The organism is Ignavibacteriales bacterium (assembly GCA_026390815.1).
Classification (GTDB): domain Bacteria; phylum Bacteroidota; class Ignavibacteria; order Ignavibacteriales; family SURF-24; genus JAPLFH01.
The window spans coordinates 1-19,104 of sequence record JAPLFH010000010.1; the positions used below are offsets into that span (position 1 = coordinate 1).

Annotated in this window: 18 protein-coding genes and 1 riboswitch; of the genes, 8 read left to right on the forward strand and 10 right to left on the reverse strand. The window is 34.3% G+C overall.

The features are described 5' to 3' along the window. Positions 1-192 (reverse strand): IS3 family transposase (locus tag NTX22_04195; GenBank protein MCX6149709.1); only part of this gene is annotated, 192 nt, incomplete at its 3' end. A 222-nt stretch (positions 193-414) separates the two neighbouring features. After that, positions 415-567, reverse strand: a complete 153-nt coding sequence (locus tag NTX22_04200; GenBank protein ID MCX6149710.1) for a hypothetical protein — start codon at positions 565-567, stop codon at positions 415-417. A gap of 575 nt (positions 568-1,142) precedes the next feature. On the opposite strand from NTX22_04200, the gene NTX22_04205 reads away from it, so the two are divergent. Beyond that, positions 1,143-3,116, forward strand: coding sequence for a PKD domain-containing protein (locus NTX22_04205; protein ID MCX6149711.1), 1,974 nt, complete (start codon positions 1,143-1,145; stop codon positions 3,114-3,116). 379 nt (positions 3,117-3,495) lie between these two features. Here NTX22_04205 and NTX22_04210 read toward each other — a convergent pair whose 3' ends face one another. Then, positions 3,496-5,202 carry an AMP-binding protein gene (locus NTX22_04210; GenBank protein ID MCX6149712.1) on the reverse strand — a complete coding sequence of 569 codons (1,707 nt, stop codon included), beginning with the start codon at positions 5,200-5,202 and terminating at the stop codon, positions 3,496-3,498. Between the two features lie 308 nt (positions 5,203-5,510). Here NTX22_04210 and NTX22_04215 point away from each other — a divergent pair, with 308 nt between their 5' ends. The 5 genes from NTX22_04215 to NTX22_04235 all read left to right on the forward strand — a co-directional run bounded on the left by NTX22_04215 (position 5,511) and on the right by NTX22_04235 (position 9,466). Beyond that, complete coding sequence (locus NTX22_04215) at positions 5,511-5,663, forward strand: hypothetical protein (protein ID MCX6149713.1); 153 nt, start codon at positions 5,511-5,513, stop codon at positions 5,661-5,663. 298 nt (positions 5,664-5,961) lie between these two features. Continuing rightward, complete coding sequence (locus NTX22_04220) at positions 5,962-6,252, forward strand: transposase family protein (GenBank protein ID MCX6149714.1); 291 nt, start codon at positions 5,962-5,964, stop codon at positions 6,250-6,252. Beyond that, positions 6,252-6,431, forward strand: coding sequence for a hypothetical protein (locus NTX22_04225; GenBank protein MCX6149715.1), 180 nt, complete (start codon positions 6,252-6,254; stop codon positions 6,429-6,431). Before NTX22_04220 ends, NTX22_04225 begins: the two co-directional genes overlap by 1 nt. 96 nt (positions 6,432-6,527) lie before the next feature. After that, positions 6,528-7,076, forward strand: a complete 549-nt coding sequence (locus NTX22_04230) for a hypothetical protein (protein ID MCX6149716.1) — start codon at positions 6,528-6,530, stop codon at positions 7,074-7,076. A gap of 245 nt (positions 7,077-7,321) precedes the next feature. Beyond that, positions 7,322-9,466: a TonB-dependent receptor gene (locus NTX22_04235; protein MCX6149717.1), complete on the forward strand. Its 2,145-nt coding sequence runs from the start codon at positions 7,322-7,324 to the stop codon at positions 9,464-9,466. Positions 9,467-9,565: 99 nt separating this feature from the next. Here NTX22_04235 and NTX22_04240 read toward each other — a convergent pair whose 3' ends face one another. The 7 genes from NTX22_04240 to NTX22_04270 all read right to left on the reverse strand — a co-directional run bounded on the left by NTX22_04240 (position 9,566) and on the right by NTX22_04270 (position 15,919). Next, positions 9,566-9,838: a hypothetical protein gene (locus NTX22_04240; protein ID MCX6149718.1), complete on the reverse strand. Its 273-nt coding sequence runs from the start codon at positions 9,836-9,838 to the stop codon at positions 9,566-9,568. Positions 9,839-9,933: 95 nt separating this feature from the next. Beyond that, complete coding sequence (locus NTX22_04245) at positions 9,934-10,566, reverse strand: NAD(P)H-binding protein (GenBank protein MCX6149719.1); 633 nt, start codon at positions 10,564-10,566, stop codon at positions 9,934-9,936. A 57-nt stretch (positions 10,567-10,623) separates the two neighbouring features. Beyond that, positions 10,624-10,938, reverse strand: a complete 315-nt coding sequence (locus tag NTX22_04250) for a hypothetical protein (protein ID MCX6149720.1) — start codon at positions 10,936-10,938, stop codon at positions 10,624-10,626. Between the two features lies 1 nt (position 10,939). Further along, entirely contained in the window at positions 10,940-12,049 is a 1,110-nt protein-coding gene (gene menC, locus NTX22_04255; GenBank protein ID MCX6149721.1) for an o-succinylbenzoate synthase, read from the reverse strand. Between the two features lie 200 nt (positions 12,050-12,249). After that, on the reverse strand, positions 12,250-12,666 hold the full coding sequence (locus NTX22_04260; GenBank protein ID MCX6149722.1) for a DUF3788 family protein: 417 nt from the start codon (positions 12,664-12,666) through the stop codon (positions 12,250-12,252). Positions 12,667-12,911: 245 nt separating this feature from the next. Next, positions 12,912-15,368 (reverse strand): accessory Sec system translocase SecA2, encoded by a 2,457-nt coding sequence (gene secA2, locus NTX22_04265; protein ID MCX6149723.1) that lies wholly within the window; start codon positions 15,366-15,368, stop codon positions 12,912-12,914. Between the two features lie 134 nt (positions 15,369-15,502). Then, positions 15,503-15,919, reverse strand: coding sequence for a hypothetical protein (locus NTX22_04270; GenBank protein MCX6149724.1), 417 nt, complete (start codon positions 15,917-15,919; stop codon positions 15,503-15,505). 388 nt (positions 15,920-16,307) lie between these two features. Further along, positions 16,308-16,422: riboswitch (SAM riboswitch) on the forward strand. 187 nt (positions 16,423-16,609) lie between these two features. On the opposite strand from NTX22_04270, the gene NTX22_04275 reads away from it, so the two are divergent. Both NTX22_04275 and metX read left to right on the forward strand, forming a co-directional pair. Then, a complete protein-coding gene (locus tag NTX22_04275) occupies positions 16,610-17,926 on the forward strand; it encodes an O-acetylhomoserine aminocarboxypropyltransferase/cysteine synthase (protein MCX6149725.1) in 1,317 nt (438 codons plus the stop codon). Positions 17,927-17,941: 15 nt separating this feature from the next. Then, complete coding sequence (gene metX, locus NTX22_04280; GenBank protein ID MCX6149726.1) at positions 17,942-19,102, forward strand: homoserine O-acetyltransferase; 1,161 nt, start codon at positions 17,942-17,944, stop codon at positions 19,100-19,102. The last annotated feature ends 2 nt before the right edge of the window (positions 19,103-19,104 follow it).

Below are 19,104 nucleotides of genomic sequence, written 5' to 3' on the forward strand. Positions count from 1 at the left end.
GGCAATATGTTTTTTAGCATAATTGATAATAGCTTCTTTTTCCCATTCCAGAAGCCAGTTCTCTTTAGGAATTTTACCATTGTGATTGTTTGCAGTTCCTTTCCTGTTATTCCAGGAATAATATTTACTGGGGTTAATGCCAATAAAACTTAACATAGATTTGTTAGATATTTCAGTTTTAGAAATTATCATTTCAACAAACTCAATGATGGAATCTCTAATGTCCGGTTCAACCCAAAGTCCATTTAGATCTCCCCATCTATACTTTTTTTTATTTCTAAGTTCTCTCTTAGCAAGAAAGAAATTGCTTCGTCACGTTTCTTTAGTTTGTCTTCCAGGTTCTGAATTTTCTTTTCTTTATCGCTGGTTTGTTTGGTTTCATTGTTTTTGGGTGAAAAGATTAATGAAGCTGATTCAAAGAGTCTCTTTTTCCAACTTGCCTGCTGCAAGCAGTTTATAAATATCGTTAACGTGTACTCCGTATTTTTCAGCTAACTGGCTGATCGGAATACTGTTTTCAAGAAGTTCTCTTAGAATAATTACTGAGTAGTGATTTCTTTCTCTCATTGTCGGAATCTCCATCTTTTGTTTTACAAATATTATAATTTGGAAATTCCTTTTCCACTTGAAGCATTACAATAAATAAGTTTAATATTTTATAGGATTATTACGGGAAGGATAACGAATTGTTCAATAGTATACGAAATGTTCATCTCTTTCTCCAAAAAAATTAAAGTTTCTTTCAAACTTAGTTAGTATAAAATAATACTTTTTATTGATTCATCAATATTTTTTAACATATATGTGAATTACTTGATCCATAAGTTGAATTTATCTATTTACGTTTGGAGGAGCGACCTATATTTTGCACTAAGAACATTGGCAGAAACAAATGGTGTAAAAGATTTTGAGCTAAGAAGGAATGAATAATCATGCAAACCTTGGAATATCGGTATGAAATACATCTTGTATCGAAAGACAGTCATAGATTACAACTACTTATTCAGACAATTTTATTTTGTCTGCAATAAAGGGAACTTGTGTACATCTTTAATTGGATTTCAAAATGACGTAAATAGGTCATAGAATTATATCTTTTTAATAACGAATTTAGCGAATAATAAATATTCAAAAGGCAAATTATGAAAAAAAGAATCTTTATCTTTATTTTCGCAATAGTTCTCGTTGCATTTTCTTCCTGTAAAAAAGATGATAATGGTGTTCAACCTACCGAAAATGAACCGACCTTTACAGATAACATAAAAACATTACAGGATAAGGAAGATGATCTCTTGAGCACACTACTTGCTGTGCAAGATACAGCATCTGCATTAGATTCTGTCCTGAAAGTTTTCCTTAAAGATACTACCGTACTTTCCGGTGAGGTTAATTCGCAAGGTATTGCTATTAAATATAAAAATGGAATTATCGGCGGAATTTTTATTGACCCCGAAGACGGTCAACCCTTAAAATCAAACTTACTTAAAACAATCTCTTTGATTCCTGCCGATATTAATTCGTTTTCTCCAACTTCAAAAAAAACAATATTTATTAATCCACACTATTCCGACCGATTAAATGAAGCTAATCAAATACTAAATCTTTATAATACTATTTTTCCTAAGATTGGTTACAACCCTCCCCTAACCTTTTTAGACAATACAGCCACTATTGACGTTATGACTAATCTTGAAGGATATGGCATTATTCATATTTATTCTCACGGTTGGGCTTACCCTAAGAAAAAAAGTATTACTAATGTATATCTTATGACTGGTGAAGAAGTAAATTCCGTAACTAATAAAAAATATGAGAATGAACTCCTAAATGGAAATATTCCAATTATAAAGATTCGTAAAATTCTTGGTGGAGTTCATGCCGGCAAAACATTATATTTTTTAAGTCCGTCCTTTTTCTCTAAGAAGAATGATTTCTCAAAAGACTCAACTATAGTTTATGGCGGTTTCTGCTTTGGCTTTCTGGGAGGTTGGCCTAATGCTTTGATTGATGTATCTAAAGCGGGTGCCTATACGGGTTTTACATGGCGGGTTCGAACTGATTGGAATGCTGAACTTGCCCAATCCATATTTGATACTCTTTCAAATAATTCATTAAAAACATCCAGGACATTAGATTATTGGTTTACTCAAACTCCTACAATTCCTAAACAACTTTGGGATAACGAAGATAAATTATTTTGTAAAATTCAATACGCCGGACATTCCGACCTAACTCTATGGTCTTCTGCTGATATAAGTATCTCTCCAAACCCGGCAGCAGCTAAACCAAATGAAAGTATTAAGTTTACTGCTAAATCAAAAGGTAAACTACACTCCCAACCAAAATATAAATGGAATTTTGGAGATGGAAGTGCCGAGCAAATTATCGTCAATGATAGTACCGTTACTCATTCCTTTTCAAATGAAGGTACTTTTCCCGTAACCGTTAAATTATTAGACCAATCAAATAATCAGCTTGCTGCCGCTTCCTCACAAGCTATAATTACAGCTGAAATTGTAACACCCAATTTTACAAAACTCTATTTTGATTGCCGTGTCGGCGCTGTAAAATCATATTCGGTGGTAGGAAAATATATGTATTATCCCACCCCCTTTTCCCATTATCTTCGAGACACATCATACTCAGGAAATGATACAACAGAATTCAATATGGCGATTAACCGAATGTACCCCATGTCTATTTCTATGTCCGGCAATTCATTTTCTGGACAGTATTATGGACCATATCCAGATAGTACTAAACCACCTATTACTGTTAGCGGTTCTTACGACCCGATTGCAAAAACAGTTTCCGCAACATTTACCTATACATCGTCAAGCTCGGATCAATTTAGTTCAACTGAATGGAGCGAATCTTTCTCTATTAATAGTGTACCAAATGTAGGTAATTCGTCAGGTATTTTTTGCGATATAAAAGGTGCGGTAACTTGCAATTATGTGGTGAATATTTCATTACACTTTGTTGAAACACCTATTCCACCTTATGGAGTTACAGCAGCTGGACTAAAAACAATATATGATTATCACTCATTCTTCTCAACTGATATGAATTTTCAGGGTTATTATAATCATCATTTTACTTTAGGGATCTGGTAAACATTTTTTATAATCTAAAAAACTATGAGAATAGAAACCAAACTAAATACTGTACTTCAAAAATATGAGACGCAAATGGTGCAGAAGAAAAAAAGGAGCTAGCGCATCAAAGAGTTAAATAAAAAGAGAGTGATCCCGATAGCGGGACCACTCTATAAAAAAAGTCATAGTTACCATAGGATTCGTAATGCTGATCTTATTACTAGGGGAGGAGTCATTAAGACTATGGAGAGCATTACTGCCTATGCAATCTATAACATTTGCAAGTTAATAAGTTGGGTTTAGGATATTCTGAGCGGAAACGATTTTTTATTATCAACAAGAATAAAGCAATGACCAAATAGAGGAACAAGGGTTTTTTCGTTGTAATTATCCCATATCAATTTCCGGAGCTTGTGTAGAGGTAACGTTTAATTTTTAGTGTTGGTGTTTTTTCAAAGGGTTCTTTTTGTTCGATGACATGTGCGATTCGAGAGAATGAAGAAACTTGCTCGTTTACTTTTTTCCGAAGATTTGCCAAACGTTCTTCAATTTGTTTTTTCGCCTCGCTTTCAGTTAGCTTGAGTTCTGAAAATTCTGTTTCAAGCTTTTCGTAGTCTAAATAGATGCGTGCAACAAGCCGACCGTGTTCATTGTACACAAGTGACTCCAGAACTTCATCAGAACGATTGATTATAGATTCAATTACTTCAGGATAAATATTTTCTCCGCTTGAACCAAGAATAATATTTTTTAATCTTCCCTGAATATACAAATACCCATCCTTGTCAAAATTTCCCAGATCGCCCGTGTGAAACCATCCATCAGACGACAACACTTCAGCAGTGCGTTCATCATCATTGTAATAACCTTTCATCACGCTCGGTCCACGAACAATAATTTCTCCAATACCGGTTTCCGGATTTGGATTCTCTATTTCCACTTCCAGACCTTCCACTCGCGGTCCGGTTGAACGATACTTTGCATCCCTTGCATCTGAGCCTGCAACAAGCGGAGATGTTTCTGTCAATCCATATCCGATAGCGTAAGGAAATTCAGCTTCTCGCAAAAATTTTTCTACTTCAGCAGAAAGTTTAGAGCCGCCAATTCCGAAAAATCGAACTTGTCCACCAAAAGTTTCCTTTAATTTTTTCCCTGCAATTTTATTGATACGTTTACGAACAGCGGGAAATTTATACGCCATCCTCAACAAACGCTTTTTGCGGATTTCCGCAATAACTTTGGTTCTATAAATTTTTTCAATGAGTAGAGGCACAGTTAATAATGCTGTCGGCTTCACTTGCAGAAGTGCAGGAAGTAAAACAGCCGGTGTTGGTGGTTTTTTAATGTAATAGATAGAAACGCCGCACATAATCGGCAATATCAATCCAAGTGTACATTCATATACGTGTGCCATTGGTAGCACTGAAAGCATTCTATCATTAGAATTGAAATGTGGAATTTTTGATGAAGCCAGAGCATTCCAGACGAGATTTTTATGAGTCAACATTACGCCTTTCGAATGTCCCATTGTTCCCGATGTGTAAATAAGTGAAGCAAGATTCTCTTCATTTACTTGTTTTTGTTTTATACCTACAAGATTAAAAACGAGATTGCGGATTTTGTAAAGTTCTTTGCTTCTGTCAGCGATAAGTTTTCGAAGTGTGGCTTTGGATGTTTGAGGAGTAATAATTGAAAAGTCATTTAGTAAAATGATACTGGAAAATTCTGAAAATTCAAGTTCTTCAATCTTGTAATAATATCGCTCGGAAACAAAAATCACTTTACTACCGGAGTGTCTAAGGATATGATGAATTTCTGATATATTAAACTCCGGAAGAACCGGAACAACAACTGCACCCATTGTAGTCACAGCAAAATATGCAATTGCCCATTGAGGGCTGTTTTCTCCGAGGATCGCTACTTTTTCACCATGTTCAATTCCACGATTGCGTAAAAATTCTATTAAATGATTTACCTGGCTGAATAAATCGCTGTAAGTAATTGGTTGTTCATCCGTAAATGAAAGTGCAGTTAGATCGGAAAATCGAGCACAACTTTCTTTTAGAAGCTGTGTGAGAGTAAGATTTGTATGCTGATCGTTCATAGTAGTATCTCTCTAAAGCTGTTTTGTAATCTCAACTAAATTAGCCAAAATTGAGCACTAAGGAAAGAGCTTTTATGCTGACATTTCTATTGAGTTAATGCACAGAAATGAATTGCCCCTTGCATAACATGAAAAACGTCAGATGTTAATGTATACTGCACTTTTAAAATATGAGACAAAATTGGTGATTAAAGAAATTCAAAACAGCTATACGAGACTTACATCCCGTACAGTTAATGTAATGCTTCAAGTGGAAAAGGAATTTCCAAATTATAATATTTGTAAAACAAAAGATGGAGATTCCGACAATGAGAGAAAGAAAACACTACTCAGTAATTATTCTAAGAGAACTTCTTGAAAACAGTATTCCGATCAGCCAGTTAGCTGAAAAATACGGAGTACACGTTAACGATATTTATAACCTGCTTTCAACAGGCAAGTTGGAAAAAGAGACTCTTTGAATCAGCTTCATTAATCTTTTCACCCAAACCAAATGAAACAAAACAAACCAGTGATAAAGAAAAGAAAATTCAGAACCTTGAAGACAAACTAAAGAAACGAGATGAAGCCATCTCTTACTTACTGAGAGAGAACATAGAAATAAAAAAAAGTATAGATGGGAAGATACTCCTGGAATAACAGGAAAGGAGCGGCAAACAATCACAACCTATTGTTCCTCATCAGTCCCGATTAAATCAGGAGCATGTTGATATTAAGTATGTAAACTTCAAAGGTGCTTTTCTTTTTCTTATTTCTGTTATCGATGGTTACAGCCATTACATTGTTCATCACGAGCTAAGAAATAGTATGCAGGAGTTTGATGTTCAGATTACTATCCAGAGAGCTTTAGAAAAATATCCCGGTTATAAGCCAAGAATTATTTCTGACCATGGTTCTCAGTTTATTTCTAAGGACTTTGCTGAATATCTGAAGTTTGCCGGTTTGCAGCATATCAGAACTTCTGTTGCTTATCCACAGAGTAATGGTAAAATAGAACCTGCCTTGCCGCAGGCAGGCGCTATCATAGAACTGTTCACGAAGAATGCTTGATGAAATCTTCGCTGGTTAATTTGGATGATGCCAGAAAACAATCCGCCTTAGGCGGAGCTAACTATATTGAATTTTATAATACCAAAAGATTGCATAGTTCTTTATATTTCCTAACGCCAGAAGATTTTTTATTGAATCGTATTGATGATAAAATTAAATTACGTGAGGATAAACTTTAGAAGGCTAAATTAAACAGAGCTGAGGTTAGAAATGCTAACTGATTTTCTACCTTATCTCACTATACTAAAATTCCTGTTTCCGCTGAACCAGTACAAATGCATCAAAAAAAGATTTTTACATATTCCATAGTTTGTTTTATCTTTTTAACATTACTATTCAATTCTATTGGATATATTTTAATTTATCAACAGCAGCTTTATACATTTAAACACCAGGCATTTTCTAAAATACAAAATTTTTTACCACTTGAGAAAATGAGCATAATTGGCTTAAGTAAAAATGATATTGTTTCAGGTAAGATTTCTTTCCGCCGTATGGAGGAAAGAGAGTTTAAATTGAATGGTAAAATGTACGATGTTGTTAAGGAAGTGAGCAAAAAAGATTCTATATATTTCTTTTGCATTAAGGATGAAAAAGAAGACGAACTCCACCAGGCATTTGTAAAATATTTTAATGAAAATTCCAACCAAACAGGTAATAAAAGTACCTCCAAAAACATTTATCATAACATCATTACTGAAGCTCTTGTTATACAAGATAAAATACAAATAAACGACTCGGGCAAAATCAAGTATTGTGTTTTCGGTTCAGGCCGATTTCTATCGAACCATTCTGAAACTCCTTCTCCTCCTCCTAAGGTTTAATTATCATAACAAATTTTTAAAATAGCGAACTAATGGTTTGCTCAGTTTGCAATTACATTCGATAGTAACCGTTGTGATCTTTAAAGAATACCTGTAAAATAAAATTTTTATATGGGACCGCTTTACCTTGACCATTACGAACTACAATAACATTAACTTGTAAATTACTGGAGTACCGAATGAGAGCAATTTTTAAGTTCTTTTTCATAAATTCAAAATATATTCCTCGTTGTATTAAAGATAAAATGAAAAACATTTTTATAATTACTTTGCTATTAAATAGCTGGACAGTAATTTTTCCACAGACAAAATTAGATCCAGCTGGGAAAGATTCAATTACGTATCAGCTTAATCCTATAACAATTTCTGCAACGCGCTATCCAGAGCAGATTTTAGAAATTCCGTATGCGGTTTCCATAATAAACAAAAATCAATTAACAAAATTAAAAGGTTACGGTCTTGATGAAATTCTCAATTCTGTTCCTGGAGTTTTGGCACAATCAAGATCCGGTAATCAGGATGTTCGACTTATGATACGAGGCTTTGGCGCACGTGGTGCAGGCGATCGATCAAACTCAGGAACCTCACGAGGATTAAGAGTTATGGTTGATGGATTTCCTGAAACTGAACCGGATGGTAGAACTTCTTTCGATAACATTGATTTAAGCCTTGCTGATAATATAGAAATCATCAGATCAAATTCCTCTGCACTTTGGGGGAATGCCTCCGGTGGTATTATAAATATTTCTTCTATTCCATATATAGAAAAAGCATTTGTAAACGCTCAAGGTTATTTAGGCAGTTTTGGTTTTAAGAAATATACTTTTCAGAGTGGAGCAAGATTAGGAAATGGAATAGTTGCTGCTTCATTTTCTTCTAACACATTTGAAGGCTGGAGAAAACATTCAGGCAGCAAAAGATCAATTTTCAATCTTGGATTCATTTCCAATCTTGAAGAGAATAGCAAGCATGGGGTATATTTAACTGGTTCAAGCAATGTTTTTCATATCCCTGGACCGCTTACTTTAGATCAATACAATTCTGATCCTAAGCAGGCAAATCCAACTTACGAAAAACGAGATGAGAGAAGATATAACCGGACTGGAAGAATTGGTGTTACATTCGAACACAACTTCAATTCGAATCATCTAATTTCTGTAATGGCTTTTGTGAATCCGAAATATCTTCAAAGATCTGAACGAGGAACATTCAGGGATTTTACTCGATACCATGTTGGAGGAAATGTTTTATATAATCAGAGTTATAAATTTTCCGAATCACTTAATAACAAATTAATATTAGGATTAGACGAAGCTTACCAAGATGGTGCAATTCTTTTCTATTCTCTTTCTAATACAAATAACCGAGGGAATGAATTAACATCAAATAAAAGAGAAGGTGCAAATAATTTTGGTGCATTCCTACAGGATGAGATAAATATCGCTGATGATGTAAGTATTCTAATAGGTGGTCGTTTAGATAATATTGCTTATTTCAGTGAGGACTTTTTAGATCCCAAACTTGGTTTGCAGGAAAAATCTTTTAAACATTTTACTCCAAAAGCTGGAATTACATACCGACTAACACCAACACATAGCATTTATGCCAACCTTGGCGGTGGAGTGGAAGTTCCTGCTGGTAATGAAACTGATCCTGCTGGTACTTATGGGCAGGATACTGTTTACTTAATAAATCCATTGCTTGAACCAATAACTTCAACAACATTTGAAGCAGGAACAAAACAGATAATTATTTTCAATAGCGAAGAATTTATTCAATCCTTAAACTATGATTTAGCTCTTTATTATATTAATATTAAAAATGATATTATTCCGTATCGTGGTGGAAGATTTTATTTTGCCGCTGGAAAAACCACAAGAAGTGGTGCAGAATTCGGTTTGAATCTTCAACTTAAGAATGGAATTTCATTTCAAACTTCTTTCACTTATTCCATTAACAAGTATAATGAGTACCTGGTTGATTCAGTGCATTATGGTGTACCGGGAAAAGTTGCAGATTACAAAGACAATAAAGTAGCTGGTATTCCTGATTTATTTTACAGCGCCAGTATTTCTTACTCGCCAGACTACATGAAAGGTGTGTTCTTAAGTTTTAGTACAAATGGCATCGGTAAATATTTTGTTGATGATGCAAATAAAACTGAAGTACCAGCGTACAACATTTTTAATGCATCAATTGGAATATTGAATGATTTGAAGATTGGGAATTTATTTTCAGTTAAAGGATTTCTTTCTGTTAATAATATTACTGATAAGAAGTATGTTGGTTCTGCATTTATAAATCCAGATTTAATTGCCGGAAAGGCAGTGTATATTGAACCAGGTTTACCCCGCAATTTTACAGCATCAATTTGTATCGCAATTAAATAAAATTGATCTGTTAAATAATTCTGTTTGTAAACCCGCATGGAAGATATGATTAAAAAGAAACCCTCTGCTCTATTCAATTGGAACAGAGGGTTTGTAAAATTAAGAATCAAATGAATGTGAAGAAGATAAACCAGAAAAAATAAGCGCACCAAATACAATTACAAAAAGAACAGCTATAACAATTGCAACTAAATACCAGATTAAAGTAGCTTTTGCCCAGTTTGCTTTATTTGGGTTGGTACCCGTTCCAAAAGCCCAAACAAAAAGCATTATAAGTCCAACAAGAGGTATTGCTGATATTAGGATTGTTAAGAACCAATCACCAGTTTTTACCGGTTCCCATTGTTGTGCACCTGTAAATTGATTATCCATTTAGCCTCCATTCTGTTTGAAAGAAATGATGAAATAATTCTCCGCTAAAATTGCACTTTTACAACTTTAATGCAAGTATTATTTTAAGCGCAATTCTATTTATTCATTTCTAAAGATTCGATGATCTCAAAACCAGCTTTAGCTTCTTTTAATTTTTCAATTAAACATTCCGCAACTTTACTTGCCTTTATCGGTTTGTAATTTTTGGAGAATAAAAATCTCAACCTTTTCCCTATTTCCTCACCCAAACGAAATTCTTTTCTATCTCCCATCAACAGAGAAGGTCTGACCACAGTTATACTTTCACAATTGAGTTGCTTCAGACTTGATTCTAATTCGCCCTTAACACGATTATAAAATATTTTCGATTTAGGGTTGGCTCCCAACGAGCTTACAACCAAAAAATGTTTTACACCGTTTTTAATTCCAATGTTTGCTATTTGAAGAGGGTAATGATAATCAACTAATTTGAATTTCTCCTGCGAACCGGCTTTTTTTATTGTTGTTCCCAATGCACAGATAATAGAGTCAACTTTAAATGCTTCATCGTGTTTTTCTATATCGTCAAAGTCAGTTATATATTCATTTAATCTTGGATTGTGGATTGATAAAGAACTCCTGGAAAGAATATTTATTTTTGAAATTGAATCATCTGCTAATAATAATTTTAAACACTCGTTACCCACTAATCCTGATGCACCAACTAACAAAACACTTTTATTCTTCATATATATTTTACACCATACTTGTTAAAATTCCTTTTAAATAAATTATCAATAATTTCTTTATTCAATTTGAAGAAATTCGATTGGGGCACCATTATCCAAAATAAATGCAACCCGAACTCCTTCAGAAGGACTATTTGGCTCAATCAAAATGTTCTTTCCTTCCAACTCTTTTTCAAGATCATTTACTTTGAAAGCAATATGTGGAATTGTTCTTACAATCTCATTTACTGGAGAATCATCTTCATATCGCATCCATTCTATTCCATAAGGACTTTCTTCAAATCCAGATACATACATTTTAATTTTTTCAAGATATTTTTCACCTTCCATTTTCTTTTTGGTTGGAATTCCAAGATGATGATATTCTTTCATTTTAATTTTTAAACACCTCTTTCCTAACTGTAACTTTCTCAAGGTTGCTCATAACTACTTCAACGCCAATTCCTAGTTTTATAGGAACTATCATCTTACCATCTGGCATAACTTCAAATAATGGATCAACAATATCTTCTTTATAGTACCGTTTACTTGCAGAAATATCACCAGGTAAAGTAAAATTTGCAAGTGAAGCCAACGCAACATTTCCTGCTCTCCCTATTCCAGATTCAAGCATACCGCCGCACCAAACCGGAATATTTTTGGATTTGCAAAGATCATGAATTTTTTTTGATTCCGAAAATCCCCCAACCCGCCCGGGTTTTATATTTATAATTCTGCAGCTATCCAGCTCAAGTGCAGCATTTGCATCTGATAGCGAGTGTATGCTTTCATCCAAACAGATTGGTGTTTTCAAAACGCGTTGTAATTTTGAGTGATCATAAATATCATCATATCCAAGCGGCTGTTCAATCAATAATAAATTAAAATCATCCATTGCACGGAAAATATCAATGTCACTTAGTTCGTAAGCGGAGTTGGCATCAACCTGGAATAAAATATCTGGAAATTCCTTTCGAACTGCTTTTACAAAATTTAAATCCCTACCAGGAGCTATTTTAATTTTTATTCTTTTATATCCTTCATAAAGGTAGTTGGTTATTTTCCTTAATAATTCCTCCGGTGAAGATTGAATTCCAATACTAACACCAACATCAATACTTTTTCGGGTACCGCCCATCATTGCAGAAAGAGATAAACCACTTGCTTTTGCAAAAGCATCCCACAATGCAGCTTCCAAACCTGCTTTTGCCATTCTATGACCGCGAACATGTGAACCGATTTTTATCGCTTCATTAATGTCGGAAATATCTTTTCCTAAAATACCAGGGATCAGGAAGTCTTTTAGAATATGCCATGCTGTTTGAACGGTTTCGTAAGAATAAAATGGCGTTCCTTCCGCAACACTTTCACCCCATCCAGTAACATCATCAGCATCTATTCTTACAATAATATGTTCTTCATCTAGCTCAATTCCCATAGATGTTTCAAATGGAGCAATCAGTTCCAACTTTACATGCCTTAGTTCAACACTTTTAATCCGCATAAAAACTCCTGAATTTTGTTGGTCAAATTAATTAAAAATTATTGTGTGAGCAAACTCTAAGTTTTATTAAATAAAAATAATCAATAAGTATTTTGAGAAACGGAATAATTATAAAACTATATTCACAATAAATGAACTTGTGGTTTTGAAAGGAATGATGATACTGGGCAGCTAGTTTAAATTCATCCTTTTATTTTTCTCTAATTGTCTATTTTAATTGCTACTAACTTTTGGATTATCTGTACCTCTTTTTGTGTTTTAACTTCAATAGCCAGTCCTCTTCCTTCAACATATTTCCTGGCATTTACCAATTCACTAATTAAATTTTCTGGTAAATCACTCTTTTCGATTACAGCAACAGCTTTTTCACCAAAGACAAAAGATATTTTAAAATATTTATCATAGGGAGTAAAAAAGAATAAGTTTCTTTTCTTCTTTAACAACTTTAATGTCCATCCAATTTTTTGTCCATAAAATTTCCATTCTTCCGTCAACTCGCCATATTTATCGTTAAGTGATTGTTTTATCTCATCCCAATATTTTTTTGATTTGCCTAAAACTTCTAACAACATTTGGTCATTTGGTTGTAAGGATTTATCACTAAAGATGCTTGCCATTTTTCCTTTCCTAAATAATTATGATTTATGATGAATTACCATTAGTTATCTGAACGCGAAATATCCTTAAAATAGATTTTGCCTAATTAACTATTCAATCTTTTTTAGGATAAACAAAACCAGTGCTTTCTTCCTTTACTTTGATCGGACGAACTTCAATTCTTGTATTAGTCCCAAACTCAAATTCAGGATTTTCCTATGCAATGGCAATAGCTTCTTCTATATCTTTTACAAAATTATCGCTGTTATTTTTGCCTACTTCCTTTGTTGTGGTTACTTCCTTTTAACTTTTTGCTTTTTGCCTTCCTGCTCATCTTCCTCATCAACGGAATTAAAAATGCTATTGGAGCAAATAAACCTGCCCACACTTGCATGCCCACATTGCCAATCAATTGTACTCCCAGCATTTCTTCAAATGTATTGTCGTTTATCAAATAAGTCCATGTAGAAGAAGGACTTTTCAATCCGTCAAAAATTAAATCGAAATTATCATTCTCAACATCAATCTGGTTAAATGATTTCTGCATATCAGCTTCAATATTATCTAACAGGTTGGCAAATATCTCAACCGATAGTTTGTGAAACTCAAATATAGGTTCCTGTCCTCCCAGCCGCCTGAAATGAATGCTGTCCCGTATATCCGCTATTTCTGCCAGGTAGTTGCACCAATGCTGATCAATATAAAACAATGAGATATGTTTACAGATACCAAGCAGTTTCGCAATTCCTGCTTTTTCTAAAACAAGTTTATATTTTTCCTGCAAGTTGGTTTTGTAAAACTCCAGCGCGATATCACTGGGAAGAATCTCGTCCCGTCGTTTTGAAATTATCTTTCTTTGCTGTTCAATAAGAAAAGAATATTTGTACAAGGTTTTTTTTATCTCCAGGTTCTGTCCTTCAATTATCCTTTGCACACGATTAACTTCATTCTTAACAATTGGATTATCAATCGCTTCCATTGATTTATCTTCACGAAGTCCGGGAGGAATCAGATCCTTTAACCGGTACTTAATAAACAGGTCGTCTTCAAGACTTATAAAGAAGCGAGATTCACCGGGATCTCCCTGCCGCCCTGCTCTACCGCGCAGTTGATTATCAACCCGCCGACTTTCATATCTGTCCGTACCAATAACATAAAGTCCGCCCAGTTCTAGTACTTGCTTCTTTTCATCAGCATCACCAGCACCCAAACAAATATCAGTTCCTCTTCCGGCCATATTTGTAGAAATTGTAATTGCACCCAACTTCCCCGCTTTTGAAATTACCATTGCCTCAAATTCAGCCCGCTTTGCGTTAAGCACTTCACAGCTAATCCCTTGCACAATTAAAGCTTTTGCCAAAGTAGCTGATTCATATACGCTTCTTGTTCCAACAAGTATCGGGCGTCTCGTTCTGCTTACATTTATTATTTCCTCTATTATCGCCTGGTATTTTTCTTTTTTACTTTTGAAAATTATATCGTCCCGATCTATTCGTAAGCATGGTTTGTTTTGCGGTATCACAACAATATCCAAGTTATAAAACTCTCTGAATTCTCTTTCAGCAATCTCAGCAGTTGCAGTCATACCGCATAACTTAGGATAAAGCTGTAAAAAATGCTGTAACGAAATGGAGTTTAATATCTTCCCTTTGGATTGTATCGCTAAATTTTCTTTTACTTCAATCGCTTCCTGAAGTCCATCAGGCCAGCGGCGCTTATCGGCAATTCGTCCGGTGAACTCATCCACTAATTCCACTTTGCCATTTCTTATAATATAATCCACATCACGATGCAATAAGTATTCGGCGTGTAGTGCACAATTTAGACTGGTTAATAATCCAATATTATCTTCATCAAATATATTTATGCAACTCAATTTACTTTCAACCCGCTTCATCCCGCTTTCGGTTAGATGAATGTTTCGAGAGAACTCATCAAACTCAAAGTCTCTCAGTTCTACAAGTTGTTTTGCTAACTGCGCTATCGCATAATTATTATCTGTAATTTCATCGGAAGAGCCTGCAATGATTAATGGAACCCTGGCTTCATCAATCATAATTGAATCAGCTTCATCAACTATTGCATAGTTAAAACTTCTGTGGACGATATTCTTTTGTGAATAACAAATGCTGTCACGCAGAAAATCAAACCCTGCTTCTTTAGCTGTCAGATATGTGATATCAGCATTGTATGCTTTCTGTCGGTCAATTATGCTCATTCCTTCCTGTACAAATCCAACGCTCAAACCTAAATAATTGTAAACCGGTTTCATCCATTCAGCATCGCGGCGTGCCAAGTAATCATTGAAAGTAAGTATATGCAAACCTTTACCAGTTAAAGCGTTTAGGTATGCAGGAAAAATGGCGGTTAAAGTTTTTCCTTCACCAGTTTGCATCTCTGCCAGTTTACCTTGATGCATCACAATTCCACCAATAATTTGTACATCAAAAGGATTTAATTTTATTGTTCGCTTGATGGCTTCCCGCACTAACGCGAAAGCGTCAACTAACAGATCGTCAAGATTTGCATTTGCCAGTGCATCCATCCGTAATTTTTGTGATAGATTTTTAAGCTGGTCATCACTTTTCTTTTCACATTCTGATTTTAGTTTATTTATTTCTGTAAGTATACTTTGATACTGGGATATTCCAAATTCAATTGTGCTTCCATTTAAGTGCTGATGATATCTTTTGATTTTTGTTACAACATTTTTAAACAACATAAGACGGCCTCTTGTTTTAAGTTTGTTTTGATTAAATCAGAGTTCCCGCTGTCTAATTACATTTGTTGATTGTAATAGTGATTTAGCAAACATAATTACATTGTTTGCTGGCAACGGGAATTGCTTTGGATTAACTAACCAAAATAGCTAAAAAGGAGCGGGTCTTCGTCGTTTGATTGATAACAGGAGTTCTTCCTTTGAAGAATGCTGAATGATCGCTTGTAAGGAATGTAATTGTTTTCTATTGATTTATAATGATCGAGTAAATAATTATCGTAATAGCAGAGAGCATATTTGTACAGAGTTGAATAATCTATTTTAGGAAAGGTAGCATTTACAATATTATTTGGTGAAGAAAATGCGCTGTAAAAACTTTGAACCGCCGGTTGCCCTTCAGATACTAAAAGTTCAACTTGAGTTTGTACTGGATGTTCATAATAATTAATTGGAGAAAAGGAAGCGGTTTGTATCTTTGTTAAGGCAACTATTAAATGAATCAGGACAAAGATTTTTAAGAAGTAGTTTTTATTTTCAGAAATTGAGTTATTCATAGCTCAAAAATAATAAAATGAAGTTAATATAAAAACAATCCAGCAAATGCTTTTAAACCACTTTAAATGTAAGTATGTAAATCTCTTTAACGAACTTTTATTCATTACATTTGACGACTAAGTAGATACATTGTTCTGGCTGTTTCATTTACGAAAAGTTTACTTTCTATAAAAATATTTTTAAAATACTTGACAAGCGAGCTTTTTGAAATTATCTTTGTAGAAGAAAGATGAAAACAGTAAAATCAAATATTATACTCCATTGGGCTATGATGATTATGTGCAAGCATAATTCCAAAAGGGATTTATCATAAATCAATTATGAATTTTGATAGAAGCCCTTCCCAAAAAGAAGGGCTTTTTCATTTATTGTTCTTTTAAATAAATACGCTTATCAAGAAAGGTAGAGGGAACAGGCCCGTAGAAACCTTAGCAACCGTTCCGATTTCGGAAGTCAGGTGCTAATTCCTGCCCGAGCAATTTAGCTTTGGGAAAGATGAGAAAGTAATATTTATATATTACCTCTTCAAAATCTTTTTCTGAAGAGGTTTTTTTTTGCCTCAACCTTTCTTTCATATAAGTTTAATACATACATTTCCTTAACATAAAGAAAATGGAAAAATGTTTGAAGGTTTTTAAATATTCTAAAAATAATTTAAATTCATTATACAAAACAAGAAAGGGACTACAATGAGTACAAATACAAGGAACTATAAATTCGAGACTTTACAATTGCACGCTGGACAACAACCGGATCCAACAACTAAAGCTCGTGCGGTTCCAATTTATCAAACAACTTCTTATAATTTTGACGATGCCCAGCACGCTGCAGATTTATTTGGTTTGCAGAAATTTGGGAATATCTATACAAGGATTATGAATCCCACAACAGATGTTTTCGAAAAAAGGATTGCAGCGTTGGAAGGCGGCGCCGCAGGACTTGCAACAGCATCCGGACAAGCTGCACAGCTTCTTGCAATTACTAATATTGCGCAAGCCGGCGAAAATATTGTTTCTACAAGCTTACTTTACGGCGGAACTTATAATCAATTTAAAGTTACTTTTCCACGACTTGGAATTGATGTGAAATTTGTTGATGGAGATTCCCCTGCTGATTTCGAAAAGCTGATTGACAAAAAAACAAAAGCTCTTTACATAGAAACAATCGGTAATCCTAAATTGAATGTTCCTGATATAAAAACTATTGGTGAAATTGCCCATAAACATGGAATTCCTTTAATTGTTGATAATACTTTTGGTGCTGCTGGTTATCTTGCAAGACCAATTGATCATGGTGCTGATATTATTGTTTCTTCCGCTACAAAGTGGATTGGTGGTCACGGGACTTCAATCGGTGGCATTATAGTAGATTCAGGAAAATTTGATTGGGGAAATGGAAACTTCCCTGTTTTTACCGAACCAAGCCCCGGATATCATGGATTAAAATTCTGGGATGTATTTGGGTCCACTGGTCCATTTGGAAATATAGCATTCATTATCAGGGCAAGGGTAGAAGGTTTGCGGGATTTGGGTCCATGCTTAAGTCCGTTTAATGCTTTTCTTTTACTTCAAGGTGTAGAAACAATATCTTTGCGGATTGAGAGACATTCTTCAAATGCAATGCAATTAGCTAAATGGCTTTCTAAAGATAAAAGAATTACCTGGGTCAATTATCCTGGTTTGGAAGATAACCCAAATTATGAGTCAGCAAAAAAATATTTAAGAAATGGATTATTTGGATCGATGCTTACTTTTGGAATTAAAGGCGGAACTGATGCTGGTAAATCCTTCGTAAATAATGTTCAACTTTCCAGTCTATTAGCTAATGTTGGAGACGCTAAAACATTAGTTATACATCCGGCTTCTACAACCCATCAACAACTCTCTGAGAAGGAACAAAAAGAATCCGGTGTTACACCCGATATGATACGTGTATCTGTTGGTTTGGAACACATCGATGATATAATTGAAGATTTTGATATTGCATTGAAAGCATCTGTAAATTAATCTATTGAACATAAAATGAAAAAAGAGAACATTCATAACACTTTACCGGTTCACACAAAATTCATTAAACTTTATTCAGAAAAAGAAAAGTTTGAATTTGAATGTGGAAAGAAGTTAAATCATATCGATGTGGCATATCAGACTTATGGCAAATTAAATGATGATGGAACTAATGCTATTTTAATTTGCCACGCTCTTACAGGTAATTCACACGCGGCAGGAATACAAAATTACATCGAAGATGACCCACATAATGAATTCAAATTCCTAAGAAAATACAGTGAAATGTTTTTAGGCAAAACGGGTTGGTGGGATGGAGTTATTGGCAGCGGAAAAGCTTTTAATACTGATAAATATTTTGTCGTTTGTCCAAACTTTATTGGAAGCTGTTACGGATCATCCGGACCAGCTTCCTTAAATCCTCTCACAGGAAAAAAATATGGAATGGATTTTCCATTAGTTACTGTTAGAGATATGGTAAAAGTCCAACGGCAACTTCTTAAAGAATTAGGTGTAAACAAATTAAAAACTATTTCCGGAGGTTCACTTGGTGGTATGCAGGTTCTTGAATGGGCTGTGATGTTCCCGGAAATGGTCGAATCAATTATTCCAATTGCAACAGCAGTTAAACATTCCCCCTGGGCTATTGGATTGAATGAAATAGCAAGAAAAGCAATTACGAACGATCCTTCTTGGTTAGATGGAAATTATTCTGAGCAGCCATTTAAAGGATTAGAACTTGCGCGTATGATTGCAATGATTTCTTACAGAAGTGATATTTCTTTTCAAGCAAAGTTTGAAAGATTTAGAAAAACTGATACTAATTATTTTGATGTTAAAAATAAATTTGAAGTTCAGAGTTACCTGGACTATCAAGGCGAAAAATTAGTTAAGCGTTTTGATGCAAATACTTACCTTTATATTACACATGCAATGGATTTACATGATTTAAGCTACAACCGCGGAAAAATTACTGAAGTGCTGAGGAGTATAAAAGCAAAAACTCTTAATGTTGGAATTTCTTCAGATGTTCTTTATCCCGTGCATGAGCAAAAAGAAATTGCTGATAACATTCCTAATGCAAATTATTCCGAAATCAAATCCGTTTATGGTCATGATGCCTTTCTTATAGAATTTGAACAGCTTAATAAAATTGTAAATGAATTTATGAATTAGAA

Coding starts and splice junctions, on each gene's coding strand:
- NTX22_04200 (MCX6149710.1), bottom strand. CDS start 567: ATGAGAGAAAGAAATCACTACTCAGTAATTATTCTAAGAGAACTTCTT.
- NTX22_04205 (MCX6149711.1), top strand. CDS start 1,143: ATGAAAAAAAGAATCTTTATCTTTATTTTCGCAATAGTTCTCGTTGCA.
- NTX22_04210 (MCX6149712.1), bottom strand. CDS start 5,202: ATGAACGATCAGCATACAAATCTTACTCTCACACAGCTTCTAAAAGAA.
- NTX22_04215 (MCX6149713.1), top strand. CDS start 5,511: ATGAGAGAAAGAAAACACTACTCAGTAATTATTCTAAGAGAACTTCTT.
- NTX22_04225 (MCX6149715.1), top strand. CDS start 6,252: ATGAAATCTTCGCTGGTTAATTTGGATGATGCCAGAAAACAATCCGCC.
- NTX22_04230 (MCX6149716.1), top strand. CDS start 6,528: ATGCATCAAAAAAAGATTTTTACATATTCCATAGTTTGTTTTATCTTT.
- NTX22_04235 (MCX6149717.1), top strand. CDS start 7,322: ATGAAAAACATTTTTATAATTACTTTGCTATTAAATAGCTGGACAGTA.
- NTX22_04240 (MCX6149718.1), bottom strand. CDS start 9,838: ATGGATAATCAATTTACAGGTGCACAACAATGGGAACCGGTAAAAACT.
- NTX22_04245 (MCX6149719.1), bottom strand. CDS start 10,566: ATGAAGAATAAAAGTGTTTTGTTAGTTGGTGCATCAGGATTAGTGGGT.
- NTX22_04250 (MCX6149720.1), bottom strand. CDS start 10,938: ATGAAAGAATATCATCATCTTGGAATTCCAACCAAAAAGAAAATGGAA.
- menC (MCX6149721.1), bottom strand. CDS start 12,049: ATGCGGATTAAAAGTGTTGAACTAAGGCATGTAAAGTTGGAACTGATT.
- NTX22_04260 (MCX6149722.1), bottom strand. CDS start 12,666: ATGGCAAGCATCTTTAGTGATAAATCCTTACAACCAAATGACCAAATG.
- secA2 (MCX6149723.1), bottom strand. CDS start 15,368: ATGTTGTTTAAAAATGTTGTAACAAAAATCAAAAGATATCATCAGCAC.
- NTX22_04270 (MCX6149724.1), bottom strand. CDS start 15,919: ATGAATAACTCAATTTCTGAAAATAAAAACTACTTCTTAAAAATCTTT.
- NTX22_04275 (MCX6149725.1), top strand. CDS start 16,610: ATGAGTACAAATACAAGGAACTATAAATTCGAGACTTTACAATTGCAC.
- metX (MCX6149726.1), top strand. CDS start 17,942: ATGAAAAAAGAGAACATTCATAACACTTTACCGGTTCACACAAAATTC.